Here is a 23,593-nt window from a genome sequence, read left to right as displayed (position 1 = left end):
CCGGCGACCCGTACCCTGGAAGGGTTATGACTGAGACCTCGCAGCGCCCCCGCCCCCTTCGCGTACTCGCCGCCATGTCCGGCGGCGTGGACTCCGCCGTCGCCGCCGCCCGTGCCGCCGAAGCCGGCCACGACGTGACCGGCGTCCACCTCGCGCTCTCCGCGAACCCGCAATCGTTCCGCACGGGCGCGCGTGGCTGTTGCACCATCGAGGACTCACGGGACGCCCGCCGCGCCGCCGACGTCATCGGCATCCCCTTCTACGTCTGGGACCTCGCCGACCGCTTCCGCGAGGACGTCGTCGAGGACTTCGTCGCCGAGTACGAGGCCGGCCGCACCCCGAACCCCTGCCTGCGCTGCAACGAGAAGATCAAGTTCGCCGCGCTCCTAGACAAAGCGCTCGCCCTCGGCTTCGACGCCGTCTGCACCGGCCACTACGCCCAGGTGATCGTCAACGAGGACGGCACCCGCGAACTGCACCGCGCCTCCGACATGGCCAAGGACCAGTCCTACGTCCTCGGCGTCCTGGACGAGCGCCAGCTCGCGCACGCCCTCTTCCCGCTCGGCGACACCGTCACGACGAAGGACGAGATCCGCGCGGAGGCCGAGCGCCGCGGCCTCGCCGTCGCCAAGAAGCCCGACTCGCACGACATCTGCTTCATCGCCGACGGCGACACCCAGGGCTTCCTGGCGGGCCGCCTGGGCAAGGCGGAGGGCGACATCGTCGACGAGTCCGGCACGGTCGTCGGCTCGCACGAGGGTGCGTACGGCTTCACCATCGGCCAGCGCAAGGGCCTGCGCATCGGTACGCCGGCAGCCGACGGCAAGCCGCGCTACGTCCTGGACATCTCCCCGGTCGACAACACGGTGACGGTCGGCCCGGCCGCCGCCCTGGACGTCAGTGGCCTGACCGCCGTCCGCCCCCGCTGGTGCGGCAAGGCCCCCACGGGACCCGGCACCTACACCGCCCAGCTCCGCGCCCACGGCGGCGAGACCGAGGTCACCGCCGAACTCGTCGACGGCACCCTGGAGGTGTCCTTCACCGAGCCGGTACGGGGCGTGGCCCCCGGCCAGGCGATCGTGCTGTACGACGACACGCGCGTGGTGGGGTCGGCGACGATCGCGACGACCACGCGCGCGGCGACGGCGATGGCGTGACCCTTCGGGGTCACCGGGCGAAGAACTCCGTGAGCAGCGGCGCCAGGGCGGTCGGGTCCACCATGTGGGTCTGACCGTCCAGGGTGCGATACGTCCCGTCCGGCGCCGCGTCCGCCACCGCCCGCGCGGCCTCCCGCATCCACTCGGCGCTCGCCCCGCCCGCGATCGTCAGCACCGGGACGGACAGGGACGCCAGCCGCTCCGCCGGGACCAGACCGTCGCCCATGGCCGCGTCGTCGTAGGCGAGGGTGGGGGCGATGGCTTCCATGCCGGGCCACATGGGGGAGCGGCGGGCGCCCGCGATCATGTCCGGGGGTGCGCCGGTGAGCGCCATGAACAGCTCGACGGCGTCGCCGCGGCGGCCCTCGGCGAGCAGTTCCGTCAGCCGCTCGGTGTACTCGGCGCGCTCCTTGGCGCCGGACGAGTCGAGGGCGAACGGCGGCTCGTAGAGGGCGACTTGGGTGACGGGCAGACCGCTCGCCACCGCGTGCAGGACCAGGGCGGCACCGGACGAGTGGCCGTAGAGGGCCGCGCCGCCGCCCACGGCGTCGATCAGCGCCGCGAGGTCCTCGACCTCGCGGGCCACGTCGAAGGGCGCCGTGTCGCCGCTGGAGCCCCGGCCCCGGCGGTCGTACGGGATCGCCCCGAACCGGTGCGCGAGCTGCGCGGCGAGCGGCAGCAGGCCGTCGCCCGTCGTCATCGCGCCACCGACCAGGACGACGGGCGGACCCGCACCGATGCGTTCGTACGCGATGGCGGTGCCGTCGCGCGAAACAGTCTTCTTGTCCATGCCGGTGAAGACTGCCAAAGGGGATGCGACTAATCGGTCACAACACTTCTACTTCGTAGAAGCAGAGGTGGTCCTTGATCTGGGCGACGTCCGGCTTGGGGTCGGGGTACGCCCACACCAGGTCGGTCGCGTCGGGGAGTGACCAGTAGGACGCGTCTCCCTTGAAGGGGCAGTGCGTGTGGGTCTCGGAGGGAGTCAGGAGGTCGAGGCGTACGTCCTCCGGGGGGAGGTAGTAGCGCACCGGGGAGCCGGTCTCCTTCAGGATCAGGGGGCGGTCGCTCTCCGCCAGCACCTGGTCGCCGTGGACGACGCGTACGCGCTTGTCGCCCTGCTCGATCGTGATCGTGTGTCCTTGGGCCATACCGGAAAAGCACTCGCGGGCCCCTGGTTCTTCCCGCGTACGGTGACGACATGAAGATCTGTGTGTTTCTCTCCGCCGCCGACCTGGACGAGCGCTACACCCGCCCCGCGCGGGAGTTCGCGGAACTGCTCGGCAAGGGCGGGCACACGCTTGTGTGGGGCGGTTCCGAGTCCGGGCTGATGAAGGTGGTCGCCGACGGCGTACAGGCGGCCGGTGGACGGCTGGTGGGCGTCTCCGTGACCTTCCTCGCGGCGAAAGCCCGGGAGGGCGCCGACGAGATGGTGATCGCGGCCGACCTCGCCGAACGCAAGAGGCTGCTCCTGGAGAAGGCCGACGCCGTGGTGATCATGGTGGGCGGCACCGGGACGCTGGACGAGGCGACCGAGATCCTGGAGCTGAAGAAGCACGGCCACACCGACAAGCCGGTGGTGCTGCTCAACACGGCGGGCTTCTACGACGGGCTGAAGACCCAGTTCCGGCGCATGGAGGACGAGGGGTTCCTGCCCGTCCCGCTCACCGACCTGGTGTTCTTCGCGGAGGAGCCGGTGGGGGCGCTGGCCTACCTGGAGGAGAGTCACGGCATCGAGTGATGCGAGCATGGCGGGCATGGCTACACATGTGATCACCGGGGCTGGTTCCGGCATCGGCGCGGCCGTCGCCCGCCGTCTGCACGCGCGCGGGGAGGACCTCGTGCTCCACGCGCGCGACGCGGGTCGCGCGAAGGAACTGGCGGCGGATTACCCCGGGGCGCGCACCCTGGTGGGCGACCTCGCGGACCCCGACCGGCTCAGCTGGGCGTTCTCCCACCAGAGCCTGCCCGACCGGGTGGACACGCTCCTGCACATCGCCGGGGTGGTCGACCTCGGCCCGGTGGGCGACCTGACCCCGAAGACCTGGCACCACCAGCTCAACGTCAACCTGGTCGCCCCCGCCGAGCTGACCCGCCACTTCCTGCCCCAACTCCGCGCGGCCCGCGGCCACGTGCTCTTCGTCAACTCCGGCGCGGGCCTGCGGGCGAGCGCCGACTGGTCCGCGTACGCCGCCTCCAAGCACGGCCTGAAGGCCCTGGCGGACTCCCTCCGCCACGAGGAACACCCCAACGGCGTCCGCGTCACGTCGGTCTACCCCGGCCGCACCGCCAGCCCCATGCAGGCCAAGGTCCACCAGCAGGAGGGCAGGAAGTACGACCCCTCCGAGTGGATCGACCCCGAGTCGGTCGCGACGACGATCCTCATGGCCATCGACCTCCCGGCGGACGCGGAGGTCAACGACCTGACGGTGCGGCCGGGAAGGTGACCCGGAAGCGGACCGGGAAGGTCGCCGGGCCCGAGCGGTCGCGAGCGGCGAGCGGCGCCGAGGTCCGGGACTGGCTCGACGAGGTGTGGAGGCGCACGGAGGCCGCAGTCGTCCTCGCAGGCGGCGACAACGGCGGACCGCTCGCCGAACGAGAGCTCATCGGTGAGGTGTTCGACGCCGAGGACCTCGCGGAGCTGCGCGCTCTCATTACGACAGGCACGTTCATAGACGACATCTGCCGCTGCTTCGGCAGCGTGACCATCGCCCTGCTCGACGCCGAGGGCGAGTTCATCGGGAGTGGCAGCGTGCACGGTCTGACCGACGTCTCCTGGGAGCGGAGCCGATTCTGGAACAACCTGGAGGTCGCGGATCCGGAGCGGCTGGTCGGGTTCCTGGAGCGGCACGGGGTCCGGATGCGCTGAAGTCCGGGTGGGGACGACCAGCCCACGGCACCACGGAATCGGCCCCCACCTTCGGCGGCTTAGTCTTCCGGGGTGAGCAACAACAGCCAGTTCAGCTTCGGTCCCGCCACCGGTGTCGGTTCCCTCCCCGGTGTTGACGCCCGCGAGGCCGCGAAGACTGCCACCGGGGCCTTCGAGGACTTTCCGTTCCTGCCCGAGCTGCCCGCCCGGGGGCCCGGCGCGGACATGATCGGGCGGACCGCCGGGCTGCTCGTCGAGGTGTACGCGCGCGTGGAGCCCAGCGGGTGGCGGATCGGGGACCGACCGGGGCGGGACACGAAGCGGGCGTGGGCGTGGCTGGGGGAGGACCTCGACGCGTTCGAGGAGTTCACGCAGGGGTACGAGGGGCCGATCAAGGTGCAGGCCGTGGGGCCCTGGACGCTCGCCGCCGGGCTGGAGTTGAGGAACGGCGAGGCCGTGCTCTCCGACCCCGGTGCCTGCCGGGACCTCGCCGGCTCGCTCGCCGAGGGCCTGCGCATCCACCTCGCCGAGGTCCAACGCCGCGTGCCCGGCGCCCAGATCGTGCTGCAGCTCGACGAGCCGTCCCTGATCGGCGTACTGCGCGGACAGGTCAGGTCCGCCAGCGGCTACCGCACCTACCGCGCCGTCGACCGCCAACTCGTCGAGAGCACGCTCCGCGAGGTCGTCGGGGTGCACGAGAACGGCCCGGTCGTCGTGCACTCCTGCGCACCGGACGTGCCGTTCGCGCTGCTGCGCCGCGCGGGCGCGGCCGGGGTCTCCTTCGACTTCTCGCTCCTCACCGAGCGTGACGACGACGTGATCGGCGAGGCGGTCGAGGCCGGCACCCGGCTCCTCGCCGGTGTCGTGCCGGGCACGGACACCGCATTGTCAGACCCTGCCGGTAGCGTCATGGGTGTCAGGACGCTGTGGCGCAGGCTGGGGCTGCGACCGGGACTGCTCGCGGAGGCGGTCACGATCACCCCGTCGTGCGGACTCGCGGGGGCTTCTCCCGAGTACGCGCGCCATGCTCTCGCGCACTGCGTCCGGGCGGCGAGATCCCTCGCGGACAACCCTGAGTGACGGAAGGACAACACGGTGGCCGGCGACAGGCAGGCGGAGACGACGGTGCCCGCAGAGGCACGGGAGAAGCACGCGCAGCTCGCTGAGCAGATCGAGGAGCACCGCTTCCGGTACTACGTGAACGACGCCCCGGTCGTCAGCGACGCGGAGTTCGACCAACTCCTGCGCTCTCTTGAGGCGTTGGAGGAGGAGTACCCCGAGCTGCGCACTCCGGACTCCCCGACGCAGAAGGTCGCGGGGGCGTACGAGACGGAGTTCACCTCCGTCGTCCACCGCTCGCGCATGCTCTCCCTGGACAACGCCTTCGAGGACCTGGAGCTGGCGGCCTGGGCCGAGCGCGTCCACAAGGACGTCGGTGCCTCCGACTACCACTTCCTGTGCGAGCTGAAGGTCGACGGCCTCGCCGTCAACCTGACGTATGAGCAGGGCCGCCTCACGCGCGCGGCGACCCGCGGTGACGGCCGTACGGGCGAGGACATCACGCCCAACGTCCGGACGATCGCGGAGATCCCGGACCGGCTGACCGGCGACCGCGTGCCCGACCTCGTGGAGATCCGCGGCGAGGTCTACTTCCCGATGGAGAAGTTCGAGGAGCTCAACGCCCGCCTGGTCGAGGCCGGCGACAAGCCCTTCGCCAACCCCCGTAACGCGGCGGCCGGTTCACTGCGCCAGAAGGACCCGCGCGTCACCGCAGGCCGCCCCCTGCACATGGTCGTGCACGGCATCGGCGCCCTGGAGGGCTTCGACCCCCTGACCCGCCTCTCCGAGGCGTACGCCCTGCTGAAGACCTGGGGCCTGCCCACCTCCCCGCACAACAGGGTGGTCGACGACCTCGACGGCGTACGGGAGTTCATCAGGTACTACGGCGAGAACCGCCACTCCGTCGCGCACGAGATCGACGGAGTGGTCGTCAAGCTCGACGAGATCCCCCTCCAGGGACGCCTCGGTTCCACCTCCCGCGCCCCGCGTTGGGCGATCGCGTGGAAGTACGCGCCCGAGGAGGTCAACACCAAGCTCGTCAACATCCGCGTGGGCGTGGGCCGTACGGGCCGGGTCACGCCGTACGCCCAGGTCGAGCCGGTCACGGTGGCGGGCTCGGAGGTCGAGTTCGCGACGCTGCACAACCAGGAGGTCGTCAAGGCCAAGGGCGTCCTCATCGGCGACACGGTGGTGCTGCGCAAGGCCGGTGACGTGATCCCGGAGATCCTCGGCCCGGTCGCCGATCTGCGCGACGGCAGCGAGCGGGAGTTCGTGATGCCGGCCGAGTGCCCCGAGTGCGGTACGCCGCTGCGGCCGATGAAGGAGGGCGACATCGACCTCCGCTGCCCGAACGCCCGCACCTGCCCTGCCCAGTTGAGGGAGCGGCTCTTCTACCTCGCGGGCCGCAAGGCGCTGGACATCGACCACTTCGGCTATGTCTCGGCGGCCGCTCTCACCAAGCCGCTGGAGCCGGCGGACCCGCCGCTGCGGGACGAGGGCGACCTGTTCGACCTCACCATCGAGCAGTTGCTGCCCATCAAGGCGTACGTCCTCGACCAGGACAGCGGGCTGCCCAAGCGCGACCCGAAGACCGGCGAGGAGAAGATCGCGACGGTCTTCGCCAACCAGCAGGGCGAGCCCAAGAAGAACGCGCTTGCGATGCTGGAGACCATCGCCGCCGCCAAGGACCGCCCGCTCGCCCGCATCCTGACCGGCCTGTCGATCCGTCATGTCGGCCCGGTCGCCGCCGAGGCGCTGGCCCGCGAGTTCCGCTCGATCGACCGTATCGAGCAGGCCACCGAGGAGGAGTTGGCGAACACCGACGGCGTCGGCGCGATCATCGCCGCCTCCCTCAAGGAGTGGTTCGCCGAGGAGTGGCACCAGGAGATCCTCCGCAAGTGGCGGGCCGCCGGGGTCCGGATGGAGGAGGAGGGTTCCGCCGAGGACGAGGGCCCGCGTCCGCTCGAAGGGCTGACCGTCGTCGTGACCGGCACACTCGAACACTTCACCCGGGACGGGGCCAAGGACGCGCTGCAGAGCCGGGGAGCGAAAGTGACCGGTTCTGTTTCGAAGAAGACGTCTTTCGTCGTTGTAGGTGACAATCCTGGTTCCAAGTACGACAAGGCGATGCAGGTCAAGGTGCCGGTTCTGAACGAGGACGGCTTCACCGTTCTGCTGGAACAGGGCCCCGAGGCAGCCGCCGAAGTCGCGCTTCCGGTCGAGGAGTAGCGAGGAGCAGCGGTTGAAGGCCACCCGATCGGCGCATACCAGATGCATACGGGTGGCCGGGTCGCATTCGGGCAACCGTCTACGACCGCTGCCCGTGGAAGCCTTCTGCGGCCTACTGTTGAGGTGTGCACCTGCCGTGCCCAGCTGCGGTTGGGGCAACCCCCTGCTCTTGGTGAGCAAGGGGAAGGGTTTTCCAAACGCGGTGCCGTTGATGGAAGTCGGGCATCGGACCGCGTGGCGTGGGCACCGCCGGCTGTGAGAGGGACGGGAATGGAACCGACCGAGAGCGCCCCCCCGGACTCACTCCTGCGCCGGCTCACCGGCGCCTGGCGGGGGAGTCGTTGGGGAGCGCGCCCCGTGGAGCGTCCGGGCAGCACCCAGCCGCGCGCCACCGGACAGTACTCCACACCGGACGCGCGCCACGACGCACCGCTCTCCGCCAACCACGCCTCCGCACTGCCCGGCGGCGAAACCGGACGGCAGCTGAACTGGCCCGCGCTGCCCACGGCGGTGGTGGCCGCGGCCGGCTTCGTCCTGGGCGCCGGCTTCTTCCGGGCGTTCACCGGCGACCACGCGCTCTTCCCGTCCGGCACCGTCGGCTGGTCACTGGCCGTCCTCACCGGCGTCATCGTCGGCCACCTGGTCGCCCTCGGCCGCGCCCGCTGGTGGGGCGGCACCGGCTCGGGCGCCGCCCTCACCCTCGGCGTCCTGCTGCTCTACGGCTGGGTCGCCGCCGGCATGGTCAGCCTCACCGTCGTCGTCCTGGTCGGCATAGCCCGCCGCAACCGCTGGCGCCAGGGCGTGCTGCACGGCGCGGTCGACATATTGGGCATAGCCGCCGGAGCCCTCGTCCTTGGCGCGTTCGGCCGGGTGCCGTCCGTCGAGAAGCCCTGGAACCCGGACACCTGGACGGTCTACACCGCCCCCGAAGTCGTCCTGGTCGCCCTCGCCTATCTCGCCGTGACCCGCACCCTGCTCTGGTATCTGCACGCCCCGCGCCACGGCGGACTGCCCACCGTCGCCCGCACCGCCCTGCTCAGACAGGGACTGGTCGCGGTCGCCCTGCTCGGCATCGCCCCGCTGATCTGTGTGGTCGCCGTCGCCCAGCCGGTCCTGCTGCCCCTCTTCTCGATCCCGCTCATCGCCCTCGACTCCACCCTGTGGATGGCCCGCGCCAGGGCCGAGGAGCAGCTGCGCGATCCACTGACCGGGCTGCCCAACCGGCAGTGGCTCCTGGAGCGCATCTGGACCGCCCTGGACGACGCCGAACGCATAGGCGCCAAGGCCGCGCTCATGCTGATCGACCTCGACCGCTTCCGATCGGTCAACGACACCTTGGGCCATCTGGCCGGTGACCGGCTGCTGTTGCAGATAGCCGACCGGCTGCGGGTGGCGCTGCCGCGCGGGGCGGAGGCCGCGCGGCTCGGCGGCGACGAGTTCGCCGTACTGCTGCCCGTCGCCGACTCCACCACGTCCGCGACCCGGGTCGCCCGCAACCTCGTCGCCGCGCTCAGCTCCCCGCTCGACCTCGACGGGCTCACCCTCGTCCTGGAGGCCAGCGCGGGCGTCGCCGTCTTCCCCGACCACGCCCTGGACGCCGAGGGACTGCTGCGCCGGGCGGACGTCGCGATGTACCAGGCGAAGCGGGACCGTACGGGCGTAGAGGTCTACGAGTCCAAGCGGGACTCCAACACCCCCGACCGGCTCGGCCTCCTCGGCGATCTGCGCCGCGCCCTCGACGCGCACGAGGTGCAGGTCCACTACCAGCCCAAGGTCCGCTTCGACGGCCAGGTCGCGGGCCTCGAGGCGCTGGTGCGGTGGGTGCATCCCGAGCGCGGGAAGGTGCCGCCGGACGAGTTCATAGCGATCGCCGAGTCGTCCGGTCTGATGCCGCATCTGACCGAGTACGTGCTCGACACGGCCCTCGCCCAGGTCGCCAGATGGCGGGCCCAGGGCCTGTTCGTACCGGTCGCGGTGAACGTTTCCCCTCGCGATGTGCACACCCCCGGATTCGCCGGCTCGGTCGCCGCGCGCCTCGCCCGCCACGGTGTCCCGGCGGGATCCCTCCAGCTGGAGATAACCGAACACGTCCTCCTGGAGGACCCCCAGCGCGCCGCCGACACCCTCAACGGCCTCACTGGTCACGGCGTCAAGATGTCCCTCGACGACTTCGGCACGGGCTACTCGTCCCTCGTGCATCTACGGCGGCTCCCGGTCAGCGAGTTGAAGATCGACCGGTCGTTCGTGGCGCGGCTCGCGGTGGACACCGAGGACGCGGAGATCGTGCGGTGCACCGTGGATCTCGCGCACTCGCTGGGGTTGCTCGTCGTCGCGGAGGGTGTTGAGGACGACGAGACGTGGGAGCGGTTGCGGGATCTCGGGTGTGACGCGGTGCAGGGGTGGCTGGTCGCCGCGGCGATGCCGCCCGAGGACATGACGGCGTGGTTGCTGGCGCGGGGGTCTCGGGGGTGGCAGCGGCCGCGCGCCGCGTTGCCTGCGGCTGCTGCGGATGATCCGGGGCGGCTTGGCTGACTCCTCGGGTGCAGGTTCGTCGTGGCTGGGCGGGCCCACGCGGCGCAGCCGCAAATTGACACGGCCCCGCGCCCCTTGGTAGCTCACCTCACGCCTGCCGAGAAGCGGGCGATCGAAACCGTTTAACGGCTACGGCCCCCCGCCCCATAGGATTGGGCCCAAACCACACACACTCACCCCAGAGGAACGCCGCATGCCTGGCATCACGCGCGAGGAGGTCGCCCACCTCGCCCGGCTGGCGCGTCTGGAGCTGAAGCCCGAAGAGCTCGAACACTTCGCGGGACAGCTGGACGACATCATCGGCGCGGTCGCCCGCGTCAGCGAGGTCGCCGACCAAGACGTACCGCCGACCTCCCACCCGCTGCCGCTGACGAACGTCATGCGCGCGGACGAGGTCCGTCCCTCGCTCACCCCCGAGCAGGCGCTCTCCGGCGCCCCGGCCCAGGAGCAGCAGCGTTTCAAGGTGCCGCAGATCCTGGGGGAGGACTAATCACCATGACGGACCACAGCAGCATCATCCGGCTCACCGCCGCCGAGACCGCCGCGAACATCGCGTCCGGCGTCCTCACGGCCGTGGAGGTCACGGAGGCCCACCTCGCCCGTATCGAGGAGGTCGACGCGAAGGTGCACGCCTTCCTGCACGTCGACCGTGAGGGCGCCCTCGCGCAGGCCCGTGCCGTCGACGAGAAGCGGGCCAGGGGCGAGGAGTTGGGTCCCCTCGCCGGCGTCCCGCTCGCGCTCAAGGACATCTTCACCACCGAGGGCATTCCGACGACCGTCGGTTCGAAGATCCTTGAAGGCTGGATCCCGCCGTACGACGCTACGGTCACCAAGCGGCTGAAGGCCGCCGACGTGGTCATCCTCGGCAAGACCAACATGGACGAGTTCGCCATGGGGTCGAGCACCGAGAACAGCGCCTATGGGCCTACCGGCAACCCCTGGGACCTCACCAAGATCCCCGGCGGCTCCGGTGGCGGTTCCTCCGCCGCGCTCGCCTCCTTCCAGGCGCCGCTGGCCATCGGCACGGACACCGGCGGCTCCATCCGCCAGCCGGCCGCCGTCACCGGCACGGTCGGCGTCAAGCCGACGTACGGCGCGGTCTCCCGCTACGGCATGGTCGCCTTCTCGTCCTCCCTCGACCAGGGCGGGCCCTGCGCCCGTACGGTCCTGGACGCGGCGCTGCTGCACGAGGTCATCGCCGGACACGACCCGCTCGACTCGACCTCGATCGACGCTCCGGTCCCGCCGGTCGTCGAGGCCGCCCGCAACGGCAGTGTGCAGGGCATGCGGGTCGGCGTCGTGAAGCAGTTCCGCGGCGAGGGCTACCAGGCCGGTGTCATCCAGCGCTTCGACGAGGCCGTCGCCGTACTGAGGGAACTGGGCGCGGAGATCGTCGAGTTGGACTGCCCGTCCTTCGACCTCGCCCTGTCGGCGTACTACCTGATCGCGCCCTCCGAGTGTTCGTCGAACCTGGCCCGTTTCGACGGCCTGCGCTACGGCCTCCGTGTCGGCGACGACGGCACCCACTCGGCCGAGGAGGTCACCTCCCTCACCCGTGAGGCGGGCTTCGGCCCCGAGGTGAAGCGCCGCATCATGCTCGGGACGTACGCGCTCAGCTCCGGCTACTACGACGCGTACTACGGCAGCGCCCAGAAGGTCCGTACGCTCATCACCCGCGACTTCGAGAAGTCGTTCGAGAGCGTCGATGTGATCGTGTCGCCGACGACGCCGACCACCGCCTTCCCGATCGGCGAGCGTGCCGACGACCCGATGGCGATGTACCTCGCGGACCTGTGCACCATCCCGACCAACCTGGCGGGCAACTCGGCCATGTCGCTGCCCTGCGGCCTCGCACCCGAGGACGGTCTGCCGGTCGGGCTGCAGATCATCGCCCCGGCGCTGAAGGACGACCGCCTTTACAAGGTCGGCGCCGCCGTCGAGGCCGCCTTCGTGGAAAAGTGGGGCCACCCGCTGCTTGAGGAGGCACCGTCGCTGTGAGCAACGCACTGTCGAAGGCCAAGGGCTTCAAGAAGTCCAAGTCCGGCACCTATGTGTCCATGGCCACCACCGCGTTCGGCGCGCTGGGTGTCGCCAAGCAGATCAAGAAGGCGCGCACCGAGCACGACACGCTCCGTCTGATCGACGCCACGGTGTCCGCCGTCGCGATCGTCACCGGCCTCGCCATCCTGTACCGCGAGCTGAAGCGGCTGGGCGACGACGACGTCCTGCTGGGCTGAGAGGGAAAGTTCACCGTGACCACCACGACCGACCTGGAGTCGTACGAGGACGCGCTGGCGTCGTACGACCCCGTCATGGGCCTTGAGGTCCATGTCGAACTCGGCACCAAGACCAAGATGTTCTGCGGCTGTTCGACCGAACTGGGCGCCGAGCCCAACTCGCAGACCTGCCCGACCTGCCTCGGCATGCCCGGCGCGCTCCCGGTCGTCAACGCGATCGGCGTCGAGTCCGCGATCAAGATCGGCCTCGCGCTGAACTGCGAGATCGCCGAGTGGTGCCGTTTCGCCCGGAAGAACTACTTCTATCCGGACATGCCGAAGAACTTCCAGACCTCCCAGTACGACGAGCCGATCGCCTTCAACGGCTACCTCGACGTACAGCTGGAGGACGGCGAGACCTTCCGGGTGCAGATCGAGCGCGCCCACATGGAGGAGGACACCGGCAAGTCGCTGCACGTCGGCGGCGCGACGGGCCGTATCCACGGCGCCTCGCACTCGCTGCTCGACTACAACCGCGCCGGCATCCCGCTCATCGAGATCGTCACCAAGCCGATCGAGGGTGCGGGGGAGCGTGCTCCCGAGGTCGCCAAGGCCTACGTCGCCGAGCTGCGCGAGCTGATCCGGGCCCTCGGTGTGTCCGAGGCGCGCATGGAGCAGGGGCAGATGCGCTGCGACGTGAACCTGTCGCTGCGTCCGCACGGCCGCGAGAAGTTCGGCACCCGCAGCGAGACGAAGAACGTCAACTCCCTGCGCTCCGTGGAGCGGGCCGCCCGCTACGAGATCCAGCGCCACGCCGCGGTGCTGAACTCCGGCGGCACGATCATCCAGGAGACCCGCCACTTCCACGAGGACACCGGGTCGACGACCTCGGGCCGCGTGAAGGAGGAGGCGGAGGACTACCGGTACTTCCCCGAGCCGGACCTGGTGCCGGTGGCCCCCTCCCGCGAGTGGGTCGAGGAGATCCGCGCCGGACTGCCCGAGCAGCCGCTGGCCCGCCGCAACCGGCTGACCGAGGAGTGGGGGATCACCGCGTTCGACATGCAGTCGATCCTCAACGCCGGTGCCATCGACCCGATCGTCGCGACGATCGACGCCGGTGCCGACGCGGCCTCCGCCCGCAAGTGGTGGATGGGTGAACTGGCGCGCAGCGCCAACGAGTCCGGCAAGGCGCTCGACGAACTCCCCATCACGCCCGAGCAGGTCGCCCGGGTCACCGCGCTGGTGACCGCAGGTGAGCTGAACGACAAGCTGGCCCGCCAGGTCATCGAGGGCGTTCTCGCCGGCGAGGGCACCCCGGACGAGGTCGTCGAGAAGCGAGGTCTGAAGGTCGTCTCCGACGACGGCGCCCTCACCACCGCCGTCCAGGAGGCCATCGCCGGCAACCCGGGCGTCGCCGACAAGATCCGCGGCGGCAAGGTGGCCGCGGCCGGTGCCCTGGTCGGCGCGGTCATGAAGGCCACCAGGGGTCAGGCCGACGCGGCCCGCGTCAAGGAACTGATCCTGGAGCAGCTGGGCGTCAGCGAGGGCTGAGCCAGTACACCGTGCACGGCCCCGGAGACCCGATCTCCGGGGCCGTTCCCGTTACGCCCGGCGGCCCACGACCCGGGTGAAGCCGAGGAGTTGCCCCTGGTCGGCCGTCACCAGTTCCACCGACTCACGGGCCATGCGCGCCATCCAGTCGTACGGACTCTCCTCGGCGCACACCTCGCTCCACAGCAGCCAGTCCTTCCAGCCGTCGGGCTGCCAGTCGGCGGTCTCGACCGCCACGGTCCCGCCGCGGGTCCAGTGGCGGCGCCACCAGGCGGGGGAGTGGAAGGCCCAGAAGCCGGGGTCCCAGAAGGGCTTCAGGTGCTCCGGCGGTTCGTCGCCCGGCAGTTCCTCCCGCAGGGCGGGCATGACGACGCCGATCCTTCCGCCCGGCTTCAACAGCCTTGTCAGCGTGGGCAGATAGAGGTCGGCGGTGCCGAAGTACTGGTACGCGTCGATCGACACGATCGCGTCGAACGTGCCCTTCGCGAAGGGCAGGTCGTGCGCCTCCACGTGCAGGGGCAGCACCCGGTCCGCGACACCCGCCTCCGCGATCCGTACGGCGTTCTCGTCGGGCTTCACCCACAGGTCGGCGGCGGTGACCTGGACGTCGTACTCCTTGGCGAGGAAGACGGAGGTCATGGCGCGCCCGCAGCCCAGGTCGAGCACGCGCGCGCCGGGGCGCAGGGTGCCGAGGCCGAGGGCGGGGGCCAGCCACTCCAGCAGCCACAAGGCGTGCGGGCCCATCTGGTTCTCGATGGTCCAGCGGACGTCGTAGGTGTTGCTGCGCGGGTAGCGGGGGTGGGTCAGGCGGTCGGTCAGTTCGGTGTCGGGCATCGGTGAACGGGCTCCTCCGGTTCTGCGTAGCTTCCTGTGGGAGAGCAACGAGATTGTGGAGGACGTCGGTTGGCCGCGCACCAGGTTTCTCAGGCGGAGGCGCTACGCTCGCCCGCCATGGACGGACGCGGAGATTCCGAGATATCCGAATTGGACGACTTCGGGGATCCGGCACTGGACGCGCGGCGGGCCCGCTGGACGGCGGCCCTGACCGGTGCCGTGCTGGCCCTGGCCGGTGTGGCCGCGGCGGCGCTCCGGGCCGCCGGTTCCGAACCGGTGCTCGTCCCGGCCGCCTATGCCGTGGGTGCCGCGCTGAGTGCGCTCGCGTCGGTCCTCGGCTCCCGGGGCCGTACCAGACGGGCGTTGTGGCTGCTGGTCGTCGGCGCGATGGTGATGGCACTGGGGGACCAGTTCGACTGAGGCGCCCGCCGGGGTGACAGAGTCGCCGTTACTGTCCTGTGATCTGGCTCCCACTCCGGTGGCGGAGCCTTCGAACGGGATGAACGATCACTTTCGGCTGCGAGAGTGGGTCGCGTATTGCTCATGCGTTCTTTGCGGGCTGTTCATCCTTCGGACGATGTTTCCCGGTCAAAGATCCACAATTCGCCATCCCCGGGAGCACGTTCGTGGCAGCCCTTGCCCGCTGGTGTGTTCGGCACCGCCTCGCCGCCGTCCTGTTGTGGCTCCTCGCGTTCGGCGGGGTCACCGCTGCCGCAGCCGTCACCGGCTCGGCGTACTCGAACGACTACGAGGCCCCCGGCACCGAGTCGGGCCGCGCGACCCAACTGCTCAAAGAGGCGTTTCCGGGCCTCGGCGGTGACAGCGACACCGTGGTCTGGCGCACCTCGCCCGGTTCCGTCCGCGCCGCCGACGTCGAACAGACCATGACCGGCGCCCTGGACCGGATCGCGAGCCTGCCGGGAGTCGCCTCCGTGGTCAGCCCGTACGACGGGCAGGGCACCGGCCGGATCAGCGCCGACGGGCGGACCGCCTACGCCACCGTCACCTTCGCGCACCAGGCCGAGGACATCGGCAAGTCCCAGGCGCAGGCGGTCGTCCGCGCCGCGAAGGCCGCCGGGACCGACGGGCTCCAGGTCGAGCTGGGCGGCAGTGCCATCGGGCTCACCGAGTCGTCGAGCGGGCACACCGCCGAGATCGTCGGGGTGGCCGTCGCCGCCCTCGTGCTGTTCCTCGCCTTCGGTTCGCTCGCCGCCTCGCTGCTGCCCATCGGTACCGCCCTGGTGGGCGTCGGCACCGCCTACGCGGCGATCGTGCTGCTCGGGCACGCCATGACCGTCGCCGACTTCGCGCCCATGCTCGGCATGCTGGTCGGGCTCGGCGTCGGCATCGACTACGCCCTGTTCATCGTGACCCGGCACCGGCGCGGGCTGAAACGCGGTCTGTCCGTGACCGAGGCGGTCACCAACGCGGTCGTCACCACCGGGCGCGCGGTCGTCTTCGCGGGCGCCACGGTGTGCATCGCCCTCCTCGGGATGCTGATCCTTCGGCTCGGCTTCCTCAACGGGGTAGCCGTCGCCGCCTCGTTGACCGTGATGCTCACCGTCGCGGCCTCCGTGACCCTTCTCCCGGCCCTGCTGTCCTTCATCGGCCCCCGGGCCCTCAGCCGCCGCGAACGGCGCCGGCTGGCCGAGCACGGGCCCCGGCCGGAGCTGCCCACCGGCCTCGCCGCCCGCTGGTCCGCGTTCGTCGAGCGCCACCCCAAACTCCTCGGCGTCCTCGCCCTGGCCGTCATCACCGTCCTCGCCCTGCCGACGCTCTCGCTCCACCTGGGCACCTCCGACCAGGGCAACGACCCCAAGTCGTCGACCACACGGCAGGCCTACGACCTCCTCGCCGAAGGCTTCGGCCCCGGCGTCAACGGTCCCCTCACCCTCGTCACCAAGATCGACGGGGCGGAGGACAAGCTCGCCCTCGACAACCTCGACGCCACCCTCCGCACCAGCGAGGGCGTCGCCTCCGTGACCCCGGTGACCTACGACGCCGGCGGCGCCACCGGGTACTTCACCGTCGTACCGGACTCGGCACCGCAGTCCCAGAGGACCAGTGACCTCGTCGACCGGCTGCGCACCGAGGTACTGCCCCGGGCCGAGACAGGCACCTCGCTCGACATCCACGTGGGTGGCGTCACGGCAAGCTACGACGACTTCGCCGACGTGATCGTCGGCAAACTCCCCCTGTTCATAGGGGTCGTCATCTCGCTCGGCTGTGTGCTGCTCCTGCTCGCCTTCCGGTCCGTCGGCATCCCGCTGAAGGCAGCCGCGATGAACGTCGCCGCCGTGGCCGCCGCCTTCGGAGTCGTCGTCGCGATCTTCCAGTGGGGCTGGGGGAGCGAGTTCCTCGGCCTCGGCCGGGCCGGACCCATCGAACCATTCCTCCCCGTGATCATGGTGTCGGTCCTCTTCGGGCTCTCGATGGACTACCAGGTCTTCCTGGTCAGCCGGATGTACGAAGAATGGCTGGAAACCGGCGACAACCGCCGGGCCGTCCGCGTCGGCCTCGCCGAGACCAGCCGGGTCATCAACTCGGCCGCCGTCATCATGATCTCGGTCTTCCTCGCCTTCGTGCTCAGCGGCGACCGCGTGATCGCCATGTTCGGCATCGCGCTCGCCTCCGCCGTCGCCCTGGACGCCTTCGTCCTCCGTACGCTGCTGGTACCCGCCCTCATGCACCTGCTCGGCGGCGCCAACTGGTGGCTGCCCCGCCGCCTGGACCGCGTCCTGCCCCGCATCAGCATCGAGCCCCCGGAGTGCCGTGCCGCCCATGAGAGGCTGGCCGCTGCGACGGACGCCGAGGTGGCGGACGTACTGGCGAAGGAGCGGGAGCAGGATGTACGCGATATCCCTGGGTGACGACGGGGCCGAACTGCGTCCCCTGGAGCCCTGGCACGCCGAGGAGTTCCTCGCCCACCTGGAGCGCGGCCGGGAGTTCATCGGCCAGTACATCTCCTTCGGCTCCAAGGCGACGGACGTCGAGTCCACGCGGGACATGCTCCAGCGCTACGCCGACCTGCGCGCCGCCGACAGCGCCTCCCTGCACGGCATCTGGCTGGACGGCAAGCTCGTCGGCGGTGTCCTCTTCCTGAACTTCCACGCCGACCAGGGCAACTGCGAGGTCGGCTGCTGGCTGGAACCCGCCGCTGCCGGGCGCGGACTGATCACCCGCGCGATACGGATTCTCATCGATTTCGCGATCGAACAGCGCGGTATCCACCGCGTCGAATGGCATGCCGCCGCGGGCAATGAGAAGAGCCTGAATGTTGCGCGCCGCATGGGCATGACCAGGGACGGCGTCCTCCGCGAAACACACCCCCACGGGGGCGTACGGCACGACATAGAGGTGTGGTCCGTGCTCGCGCCCGAGTGGCGCGGGGCACGCGCGCGTGCCCCGCACGCCGATCTTTAAGGAACTTCTCATACTTCACCCCTACCGTGCGCACCATGGGTACCAAGACTGTTGACGAGGCCGCGAACGAGGCCACCGAGGTGAAGAGCGACGCGGAAACCGTCGACGTCACCAAGACCGATGTGACGAAGACCGATGTCACCAAGACCGACGAGGAAGTGACCGAGCAGGAAGCCGCGGACACCGAGGCCGAGGCCTCCGAGGACGAGGACGACCTCACCGAGGAGGAGTACGCGGCCGAGCTCGCGAAGCTCGGGCTCGAGGAGCCGGAAGGTTCCTCCGGCGTCGGCCAGGGTGCCGCCGCCGTGGTCTCCGCCGCGCTCGGCTTCATCTCGCTCTCCGGCGGCTGGATCGGCACCGTCGCCGGCGCCCGCGCGCAGCTCAACGGCCAGCTCCACACCGCGTCCACCGCGAGCGTGGCCACACAGATCAAGGAGGTCTACGGCACCTCCTGGCACGCCACCGCGATCTGGGCCGGTCTTTTCGCGCTCGTGGCCGCCCTCGTGGGTGTCGGCGCGCTCATCCGGCCCGCGTTCGGCACCCCGGGCAAGCCGCAGGCCACCTGGATCAAGTCGGTCGCCTGGGCGGGCGTCGTGCTCGGCGTCGTAGGCCTGCTGCTGGCCGTCCTCAAGTACACCGACGCCCTGCTCGCCCTGCCGTCCGCGACCTGAGTCACCGCAGTTCATCAGGGGTCTTAGGTCCTCCGTAAGCACCTTACGGAGGACCTGAGGCCCCTTACGCATGTCTAAGGCCCGCCCGGCCCCGCAAGATGCGGAACTCTCCCGATGTGGCGGACCCCCCTTGGAGACGAAGGTTGAGGCATCGCAGAAAGCGAAGCCGGAAGAGCCGCCTCCACCAAGGGACTTGAGATGTACGAGTACGAGATGCACCAGCTCCGTTCCGCCGAACTCCGCCGGCAGGCCGCAGGCGAGCGGCTGGCCCGCGAGGCCGTCCGCGGCCGGCGCGCGGCCCGCCGCGAGCAGGCCCGGCAGGCCGCCGAGAGGGAGGTGCATACCGAACGCCCGCGCAGGCACCTGTTCGCCCGTGCGTCGTGACCGGACGGGCACGGGAGGGCGGCCGTACGGCGCCCGCCCGGCAGGCCGGCGGAGCGCTCCTCTCCGCGACCGCCCTCCCGAAAACGAGTGCCGCGTTGTCAGACCCGCGTGACATGCTCGCAGGCGTGGAGACCAGGTCCGTGAGTCCGGTCTTCGTCGGCCGCGCCGACGAACTGGACACGCTGAACGACGCGCTCGCCCGCGCTGCCGCGGGCGAGCCGCAGGCGTTGCTACTGGGCGGCGAGGCCGGCGTCGGCAAGACCCGGCTCGTCGAGGAGTTCGCCACCGCCGCCTGCCGCCGGGGCGCCGTCGTCGCGCTCGGCGGCTGTGTCGAGATCGGCGCGGACGGACTGCCCTTCGCCCCGTTCTCCACGGCCCTGCGCGCCCTGCGCCGCGAACTGCCCGCCGAACTGTCTACGGCCGCCGCCGGCCAGGAGGAGGAACTCGCCCGGCTGCTCCCCGAGTTGGCGGAGACCCCCACCGCACACCGGGCCCGCCGCGGCGACGAGGAGGGCATGGCCCGCCTCTTCGAACTCACCGCGCGCCTCCTGGAGCGCGTCGCCGCCGAGCGCACGGTCGTCGTCGCCCTGGAGGACCTGCACTGGGCCGACGCCTCCACCCGCCACCTCCTCGCCTACCTCTTCCGCACCCTGCGCACCGGCCGCCTCCTCGTCCTCGCCACCTACCGCGCCGACGACATCCACCGCCGCCACCCGCTGCGCCCCCTCCTCGCCGAACTCGACCGGCTCCGCACGGTCCGCCGGATCGAGCTCGGCCGCTTCAACCGGCAGGAAGTCGCCCGCCAGATCGCCGGCATCCGCGCCGCCGAGCCCGACCCCGCCCAGGTCGACGAGATCTTCCGGCGCTCCGACGGCAACGCCTTCTTCGTCGAGGAACTCGCCGTCGCCGCCGACGACGGCTGCCGCACCGGCCTCACCGACTCCCTGCGCGACCTGCTCCTCGTCCGGGTCGAGTCACTGCCCGAGAGCGCCCAGCGGGTCGCCCGGATCGTTGCCGAGGGCGGCTCCACCGTCGAGTACCGACTGCTCGCCGCCGTCGCCCGGCTCGCCGAGGACGACCTCATCGAGGCACTGCGGGCGGCCGTCGGCGCCAACATCCTCCAGGCCGCGCCCGGCGGCGACGGCTACCGCTTCCGCCACTCCCTGGTCCGCGAGGCGGTCGGCGACGACCTGCTGCCCGGCGAGCGCTCCCGCCTCAACCGCCGCTACGCCGAAGCCCTGGAGGCCGAGCCGACGCTCGTCCCCGCCGACCAGCGCGTCATGCGGCTGGCGAGTTACTGGTACCACGCCCACGACCCCGCAAAGGCCCTCCCCGCCGTCCTGGACGCCTCCGTAGCGGCCCGCGGCCGGCACGCCCACTCCGAGCAACTACGGCTCCTGGAGCGGGCGATGGAACTGTGGGACACCGCCCCCGACGCCGTACGCGCCGGCCTGCGGCCCGTCGACTACGCCGAGGTGTATCCCGCCTGCGGCTGCGACCCGGAGACCACCCCTCTGCGCTATCTCGACCTGATGGCGGAGGCCGCCGTCGCCGGGTGGCTCAGCGGGGAGCGCGAGCGCGCGCTGAAGATCACCAAGCGGGCCCTGCACCTCATCAACGACGAGGGGGACCCGCTGCGGGCCGCCTGGTTCTGGGTGCAGCGCTCCGTCCTGATCCGGCACCAGGGCCGCGGCGACGGCTGGTCGGAACTCGCCTCCGCGCAGGAGCTGGTGCGCGGCCTGCCGCCCTCCGAGGTGCACGCGGAGGTGCTGGCCAAGGTCGCCGGCTGGTCGATGGTGCACGTTCCGGGACCGGACGCCTATGTGGCCGCCGAGCGCGCGGTCGAGTACGCGCGTATGGTGGGCGCCCGTGAGATCGAGATGGACGCCCGCCTCACGCTGGCCGGCCTCATGGTCGCCTCCGGCGATGTCGAGGCGGGCCTCGCCGAGCTGGTCGAGGTCAACGAGAGGACGGTCGCCGAGGGCATCTCCGCCGTCGCGGGCCGCAGTTATGTGAACCTGCCGTCCTCCCTCGAAACCGTCGGCCGCTCCCGCGAGGCCGTGCCGATCCTGGAAGCCGGGCTCGCCTTCGCCAAGAAGTTCGGCCAGTTCGACAAAGAGGCCTGGATCTGGGGGAACCTCGCCGAATCCCTCTTCACCCTGGGCCGCTGGGACGAGGCCGCCGAGGCCGCGACCAAGGCCGAGCGGGTGGGCCAGAGCGCCAAACCCCGCGGCTTCCACGCCCGTCTCCTGGCCGAACTCGCGCTCGCCCGGGGCGAGGTGGCCGAAGCCCGGCGCCAACTGGCCGCCGCCCGCGAGCACTTCGGCACCCATGACGTCGCACCCCAGCACCACCAGCCCCTGGAGCGGCTCGAGCTCCAGGTCGCCGCCGCCGAAGGCCGCCTCCTCGACGCCCGCGCCACCCTCGAACAGGTCCTGGACTCCGGGTTCCGGCCCGGCACCCATTTCGAGACCTGGCCCCTGCTGGTGGCCGCCGCCGTCGCCGAGGCCCAGACCATCGGCCTGCCCGCCGCCGACCCCGGCCGCCCCAAGATCATCGAACGCATCCGGGAGGCCGCCAAGCCGGTCGCCACCCATGTGCCCGTCTGGCAGGCCCACGAACGCTGGCTGCGCGCCGAACTGCTGCGCGCCGAGGGCCGCTGCACCCCGGACGACTGGTCCGAGGCGGTCGCCGCCTTCGAGCGCCTCGACCGCCCCTACGACCTCGCCCGCGTCCGCCACCGCCTGGCCGAAGCGCTCCTGTCCGACTCCCACGGCGGCGACGACGAGCGCGACCGGGCCACCGAGCTCCTCCGGCTGTCCGGTGCCGTCGCCGAGCACCTCGGCGCTCGCCCGCTCGCCGACTCCGTCGCCCTGCTCGCCCAGCGGGCCCGGCTGACGCTCACCAGGGTCCCGGCGCCGCGAGCCGTCCCCGCCGACCCCGTCGAGGCGCTCGGCCTCACCAGCCGGGAGCGCGACGTCCTGCGCCTGGTCTCCGCCGGCCGCACCAACCGGCAGATCGCCGAGGAACTCTTCATCTCCCCGAAGACCGCGAGCGTCCACGTCTCGAACATCCTCGGCAAGCTCGGCGTCTCCGGCCGGGGCGAGGCGGCGGCGGTGGCCCACCGGCTGGGGCTGTTCCCGCCCGACCCGCTCACCGCGCGTTCGGCCGGATGAGTCGTACGCTGTAGGAGACCGGGCCAGGGGAGGCGCCGTGTTCAACATGTTCGAGGAACTGTTCTCACCGGGCCGCAAGCACACCGAGGACGAGCGCAACCGGCTGGAGATGACCAGGGTCGACGTCGCCGACGGCGACCCCGGACGCGGGCCGATAGACCTGGAGTCCGGCAAGGTCGTCGTCCGCCTGCCTGGAGCCGAAGCCGAACCTGAAGCCGACTCCGACCCCTCCGCTATGACACCTGAAGCTCCAGAATCCGGTCGTCCCCCGACTTAGGCGTGCCCCGTCCGTCCGTGTTGCTGGTCACCAGCCACAGCTTGTCGCCGCCGGCCGACACCACCGTGCGCAGGCGGCCGTACTCGCGGGTGAGGAAGGCCTGCGGGGCGGCCGACGCCTTGGTGCCGTCCAGCGGGATGCGCCAAAGGCGCTGGCCCTTCAGCCCCGCCATCCAGAGGGAGCCCTCGGCGTAGGCGATGCCGCTGGGGGAGGCGTCGTCGGTGTGCCACTGGGTGATCGGGTTGTGGTACTTGGGGTCGCTGCTCCTGCCCTCCGCGTCCGGCCAGCCGTAGTCGTCGCCCGGAGTGATCGCGTTCAGCTCGTCCCAGGTGTCCTGGCCGAACTCCGAGGCGAACAGCCGCTGCTTGGAGTCCCAGGCCAGGCCCTGCACATTGCGGTGGCCGTAGGTGTACACCGGCGAGTTCGGGAACGGGTTGCCCGGCGCCGGGTCGCCCTCCGGGGTCAGCCGCAGGATCTTGCCGCCCAGGGACTTCTTGTCCTGCGCCAGACCCCGCTGACCGCTCTCGCCCGTGCCCGCGTACAGCATCCCGTCCGGGCCGAAGGCGATCCGGCCGCCGTTGTGGATATAGCCCTTGGGGATGCCCTTGAAGATCGTGTCAGGGGCGCCCAGCTGCTCACCGGCCGGCTTCTGCGGGTCGTACAGCATGCGGACGATGCGGTTGTCCGAGGCGGAGGTGAAGTAGGCGTAGATCATGTGGTCCGAGGCGTAGTCCGGGGAGAGCGCGATGCCGAGGAGGCCGCCCTCGCCCGCGGGGGAGACCCCGGAGACCGTGCCCAGCTCGGTCTTCCGGCCGGTCTTCTCGGTGATCCGGGTGATCGTGCCGTCGTCGCGGGAGGAGACGAGGAGGTTCCCGTCGGGCAGCGGGGCCAGGCCCCAGGGGGTCTTCAGACCCTCGGTGACCGTGCGCAGCACCTTCACCGTGCCCTTGGCGGGCGGGACCTGCGCGGCGGGCTGCCCGGAGGACGACGACCCCGTGGTCGTACCGGCGCTGCCCGATGGCGTGGTCGTGCCGTAGCGCGGGTCTTCGTCGCCGGAGGAGCAGCCGGCCGCCAGCAGGAGTGCGGTCACGGCCAGAGCGGCCGACACGACTCGACGTTGCACGATCAGGTCCCTTCGACGGGCGGGTTCTACTTGTCATACACCGCTCACGCCGGACAGGTTCCCGATCACCGACGACCGACGCAGGATCGAGC

At 71.1% G+C, this 23,593-nt stretch carries 22 protein-coding genes; 18 read left to right on the top strand and 4 right to left on the bottom strand.

All coding sequences use genetic code 11. From position 1 onward, the window contains the following. Nucleotides 1–26 precede the first annotated feature (26 nt). Complete coding sequence (gene mnmA, locus OH768_RS16300) at nt 27–1,157, top strand: tRNA 2-thiouridine(34) synthase MnmA (RefSeq protein ID WP_406454257.1); 1,131 nt, start codon at nt 27–29, stop codon at nt 1,155–1,157. Nucleotides 1,158–1,167: 10 nt separating this feature from the next. Here mnmA and OH768_RS16295 read toward each other — a convergent pair whose 3' ends face one another. Beyond that, nucleotides 1,168–1,947, bottom strand: a complete 780-nt coding sequence (locus OH768_RS16295; RefSeq protein WP_406454255.1) for an alpha/beta fold hydrolase — start codon at nt 1,945–1,947, stop codon at nt 1,168–1,170. Between the two features lie 37 nt (nt 1,948–1,984). Next, a complete protein-coding gene (locus OH768_RS16290; protein WP_406454253.1) occupies nt 1,985–2,308 on the bottom strand; it encodes a DUF427 domain-containing protein in 324 nt (107 codons plus the stop codon). A 50-nt stretch (nt 2,309–2,358) separates the two neighbouring features. Here OH768_RS16290 and OH768_RS16285 point away from each other — a divergent pair, with 50 nt between their 5' ends. From OH768_RS16285 to gatB, 10 genes are all read left to right on the top strand, one after another. Beyond that, entirely contained in the window at nt 2,359–2,898 is a 540-nt protein-coding gene (locus tag OH768_RS16285) for a TIGR00730 family Rossman fold protein (RefSeq protein WP_406454251.1), read from the top strand. 7 nt (nt 2,899–2,905) lie between these two features. Next, nucleotides 2,906–3,604 (top strand): SDR family oxidoreductase, encoded by a 699-nt coding sequence (locus tag OH768_RS16280; RefSeq protein ID WP_406454249.1) that lies wholly within the window; start codon nt 2,906–2,908, stop codon nt 3,602–3,604. Beyond that, nucleotides 3,601–4,026: a hypothetical protein gene (locus tag OH768_RS16275; RefSeq protein ID WP_406454247.1), complete on the top strand. Its 426-nt coding sequence runs from the start codon at nt 3,601–3,603 to the stop codon at nt 4,024–4,026. The genes OH768_RS16280 and OH768_RS16275 overlap by 4 nt, the downstream gene beginning before the upstream one ends. A 72-nt stretch (nt 4,027–4,098) precedes the next feature. Then, complete coding sequence (locus OH768_RS16270; protein WP_406454245.1) at nt 4,099–5,106, top strand: methionine synthase; 1,008 nt, start codon at nt 4,099–4,101, stop codon at nt 5,104–5,106. A gap of 15 nt (nt 5,107–5,121) precedes the next feature. Beyond that, complete coding sequence (gene ligA, locus OH768_RS16265; protein ID WP_406454243.1) at nt 5,122–7,314, top strand: NAD-dependent DNA ligase LigA; 2,193 nt, start codon at nt 5,122–5,124, stop codon at nt 7,312–7,314. Between the two features lie 270 nt (nt 7,315–7,584). After that, on the top strand, nt 7,585–9,846 hold the full coding sequence (locus OH768_RS16260) for a putative bifunctional diguanylate cyclase/phosphodiesterase (RefSeq protein ID WP_406454241.1): 2,262 nt from the start codon (nt 7,585–7,587) through the stop codon (nt 9,844–9,846). A 193-nt stretch (nt 9,847–10,039) separates the two neighbouring features. Further along, nucleotides 10,040–10,336 (top strand): Asp-tRNA(Asn)/Glu-tRNA(Gln) amidotransferase subunit GatC, encoded by a 297-nt coding sequence (gene gatC / locus OH768_RS16255; protein ID WP_007384860.1) that lies wholly within the window; start codon nt 10,040–10,042, stop codon nt 10,334–10,336. A 5-nt stretch (nt 10,337–10,341) separates the two neighbouring features. Next, nucleotides 10,342–11,844, top strand: coding sequence for an Asp-tRNA(Asn)/Glu-tRNA(Gln) amidotransferase subunit GatA (gatA, locus tag OH768_RS16250; protein ID WP_406454239.1), 1,503 nt, complete (start codon nt 10,342–10,344; stop codon nt 11,842–11,844). Next, a complete protein-coding gene (locus OH768_RS16245) occupies nt 11,841–12,083 on the top strand; it encodes a hypothetical protein (protein ID WP_355920893.1) in 243 nt (80 codons plus the stop codon). Before gatA ends, OH768_RS16245 begins: the two co-directional genes overlap by 4 nt. A gap of 15 nt (nt 12,084–12,098) precedes the next feature. Next, the gene (gene gatB, locus OH768_RS16240) at nt 12,099–13,613 is read left to right on the top strand and encodes an Asp-tRNA(Asn)/Glu-tRNA(Gln) amidotransferase subunit GatB (protein WP_406454237.1); all 1,515 of its coding nucleotides are present in this window, start codon (nt 12,099–12,101) and stop codon (nt 13,611–13,613) included. A gap of 51 nt (nt 13,614–13,664) precedes the next feature. Here the strand turns inward: gatB and OH768_RS16235 are convergent, their stop codons facing one another. Continuing rightward, complete coding sequence (locus OH768_RS16235; RefSeq protein ID WP_406454235.1) at nt 13,665–14,447, bottom strand: SAM-dependent methyltransferase; 783 nt, start codon at nt 14,445–14,447, stop codon at nt 13,665–13,667. A 117-nt stretch (nt 14,448–14,564) separates the two neighbouring features. Between OH768_RS16235 and OH768_RS16230 the strand changes: the two genes are divergently transcribed. The 7 genes from OH768_RS16230 to OH768_RS16200 all read left to right on the top strand — a co-directional run bounded on the left by OH768_RS16230 (nt 14,565) and on the right by OH768_RS16200 (nt 22,378). Further along, the gene (locus OH768_RS16230) at nt 14,565–14,867 is read left to right on the top strand and encodes a hypothetical protein (protein WP_406454233.1); all 303 of its coding nucleotides are present in this window, start codon (nt 14,565–14,567) and stop codon (nt 14,865–14,867) included. 206 nt (nt 14,868–15,073) lie between these two features. Further along, a complete protein-coding gene (locus OH768_RS16225) occupies nt 15,074–17,317 on the top strand; it encodes an MMPL family transporter (RefSeq protein WP_406454231.1) in 2,244 nt (747 codons plus the stop codon). After that, nucleotides 17,295–17,870, top strand: a complete 576-nt coding sequence (locus OH768_RS16220; protein ID WP_406454229.1) for a GNAT family N-acetyltransferase — start codon at nt 17,295–17,297, stop codon at nt 17,868–17,870. The genes OH768_RS16225 and OH768_RS16220 overlap by 23 nt, the downstream gene beginning before the upstream one ends. Nucleotides 17,871–17,905: 35 nt before the next feature. Further along, a complete protein-coding gene (locus OH768_RS16215) occupies nt 17,906–18,541 on the top strand; it encodes a hypothetical protein (RefSeq protein ID WP_406454227.1) in 636 nt (211 codons plus the stop codon). A 198-nt stretch (nt 18,542–18,739) separates the two neighbouring features. After that, nucleotides 18,740–18,925 (top strand): hypothetical protein, encoded by a 186-nt coding sequence (locus OH768_RS16210; protein ID WP_359609375.1) that lies wholly within the window; start codon nt 18,740–18,742, stop codon nt 18,923–18,925. 113 nt (nt 18,926–19,038) lie between these two features. Next, nucleotides 19,039–22,101 carry an AAA family ATPase gene (locus tag OH768_RS16205; protein ID WP_406465295.1) on the top strand — a complete coding sequence of 1,021 codons (3,063 nt, stop codon included), beginning with the start codon at nt 19,039–19,041 and terminating at the stop codon, nt 22,099–22,101. Nucleotides 22,102–22,147: 46 nt separating this feature from the next. After that, the gene (locus OH768_RS16200) at nt 22,148–22,378 is read left to right on the top strand and encodes a DUF6191 domain-containing protein (protein WP_406465294.1); all 231 of its coding nucleotides are present in this window, start codon (nt 22,148–22,150) and stop codon (nt 22,376–22,378) included. On the opposite strand, the gene OH768_RS16195 is transcribed toward OH768_RS16200, so the two are convergent. Then, a complete protein-coding gene (locus OH768_RS16195; RefSeq protein ID WP_406465292.1) occupies nt 22,335–23,486 on the bottom strand; it encodes a PQQ-dependent sugar dehydrogenase in 1,152 nt (383 codons plus the stop codon). The two genes, OH768_RS16200 and OH768_RS16195, sit on opposite strands and share 44 nt — an antisense overlap. Nucleotides 23,487–23,593 lie beyond the last annotated feature (107 nt).

Origin of the sequence: Streptomyces sp. NBC_01622, from assembly GCF_045209635.1 — a bacterium.
Lineage (GTDB): Bacteria > Actinomycetota > Actinomycetes > Streptomycetales > Streptomycetaceae > Streptomyces.
The sequence above is the reverse complement of the archived record's forward strand: the minus strand, read 5'-3'. Positions and strand labels throughout refer to the sequence as shown.